The organism is Labrys sp. KB_33_2 (genome assembly GCF_052114505.1).
GTDB lineage: Bacteria > Pseudomonadota > Alphaproteobacteria > Rhizobiales > Labraceae > Labrys.
In genome coordinates this window covers 1-2,021 of record NZ_JBFREW010000063.1, presented here as the reverse complement: position 1 = coordinate 2,021, position 2,021 = coordinate 1, and the positions used below count along the sequence as shown (strand labels likewise).

Sequence of the window (2,021 nt, the reverse complement as noted above, 5' to 3'; positions counted from 1 at the left end):
CTCAAATCGCTTGAATAGCGCAGCCCCCGGCGTGCATGATCACGCCGGGCGGTTTCGGTCCAGGCCATAGTGTTCTCCATCACGTCTCGCAACCTGACGGAATCACAACCGACTGAAACCGCTCAACTCTTTTCGGGTTGGGCTCTTAGGGGTCATTGGTACTTTCTCATCAGTACAGGCAAGCAAGAGGTGTCGATCAGTCGGCGCACGCACGAACTCATGAATGCCGGCCCATTAATGATGAGTCGCTCGAAAGTAGGCAGAAGCGCCGACCGTCAAAGCGCTGCCGCCGGAATTATGGCTTGGATCGTGTCCCTAAAGAGCAGCCGACCGCACACCGTTTTGGACCGATTGCTAAGTTCGGGGACTGTCAGCCAACGACTAGGGTCGAGCATCAGGGTAAAGCTGCCGGACAGATAACCTGGCGGAAGGTCAACAAACGATCACGCCGAATGTTATTATCAAGAGGACGGTTAAACCAGTGATGACCGCAGATCGCCGACTCCCGATCCATCAAGTGCCGGACACTCATTACTATGATCGGACTTATCGCCAACGCCGTAGAAATGGGCGCAATTTAACCCTAGGTATACATCATGTCACATTAGTGAGTGATAATTTATTCCTGCGAGATTCTTTCGCGTATTGCCTACGGGGAAGCTCTCGGAATTTCCTCATTAGTAGTCATGAAACCGTGCAGGCTTGGCTGAATGTTGACCCCATTGCCGCTCCGGGTGTTGTTCTGTTTTTTGCAGTGGGTCAACGCCAAACGGATTTGGCTGTTAGTCATGACATACACACAAGCCGTACGGCCGTCCCTAATGCCCGGATTGTCATAATTTCTGATGTTGAAGAGTCCTCGCTCGTCGTCAAGGCGATCGAAAACGGTGCCCATGGCTATATACCGATGAGCATCGATATGAACATTATTATTGAAGCAATAAGACTTGTCGAAGCCGGCGGCACCTACGTTCCCAGCACATTATTGACATCTGCGTGCCGGGAGGTTTGTCGGCCAGCCACGGAACCAGAGCATAACCGCTCAAATACCCTTTTGACCCCCAGGCAGATCGAGGTTCTTGAGCTTCTTAGAAAAGGAAACTCAAATAAGGCTATTGCGTATAAGTTAAATATGAGCGAATGCACTGTAAAGGTTCATGTTCGAAACATGATGAAGAGGTATCGCGTTCGCAATAGAACGCAACTCGCTTGCACGGCAAGTGGCTACTTCTGAATCTAGGATAAAATTTATTTTATATTTAATGTAAGGGCAACATAGGTTGAGGTATGACGCTCGTAATTCGGGTTCTACCTGCATTTCTTACGGGAGGAATATGGTCTGGGCCTTGCCGGCTCAAAAGACTGGCGATGTGATGTCCTCCCTCAAGGAACGGCCATTTTCGGCAAATGCATTCGATGCCCTCATGGATCGAGAGGCAGCTCGCTTTATACTTGATCCGTCCGTATTCTCACGCCTTTCGGCGCCTTTATGGATGTTTGACATCGATCATAGTCGCATCGTGTGGACGAATGCGAGCAGTGGGTGAAATCATGAAGTCCATGCGAATCCATTCTATCTTTGTAGTAGGCGCTTCACTGTTCATTTTTACATGCGGAGCGCAGGCTCAATCGCTGCAATCGGCCCTTGCGCAAGCCTACTCGGCCAACCCCACCTTGAATGCCCAGCGTGCCGGCACCCGGGCCAATGACGAAACCGTGTCGCAGGCGCTCAGCGGTTACAGGCCCAACATCTCGGCCTCGGCCAGCATCAGCGCCGAACGGGATTTCACCAAGTCGTTGCAGGGGAGTCGGTCCAACGCCACGCGATTTCCGCGCGGCGCAGAGGTCACGGTAACGCAGAATCTGTTCAACGGCTTTCAAACCGCCAATTCGGTGCGCGCTGCCGAGTCGGGCGTGCTCGGCCAGCGCGAGACGCTGCGCGACACCGAGCAAGCGGTGCTCCTTAACGGAGTGACGGCCTATATGAACGTGCTGCGCGACGCGGCACTCCTCAATCTGCA

General features: G+C 52.6%; 2 protein-coding genes. Both read left to right on the top strand.

Features of this window, described 5'->3' with window-relative positions:
* Positions 1 to 484 precede the first annotated feature (484 nt).
* On the top strand, positions 485 to 1,234 hold the full coding sequence (locus tag AB4037_RS34520; RefSeq protein WP_441774664.1) for a LuxR C-terminal-related transcriptional regulator: 750 nt from the start codon (positions 485 to 487) through the stop codon (positions 1,232 to 1,234).
* 305 nt (positions 1,235 to 1,539) lie between these two features.
* Positions 1,540 to 2,021 (top strand): TolC family protein (locus AB4037_RS34515; RefSeq protein WP_441774663.1); only part of this gene is annotated, 482 nt, incomplete at its 3' end.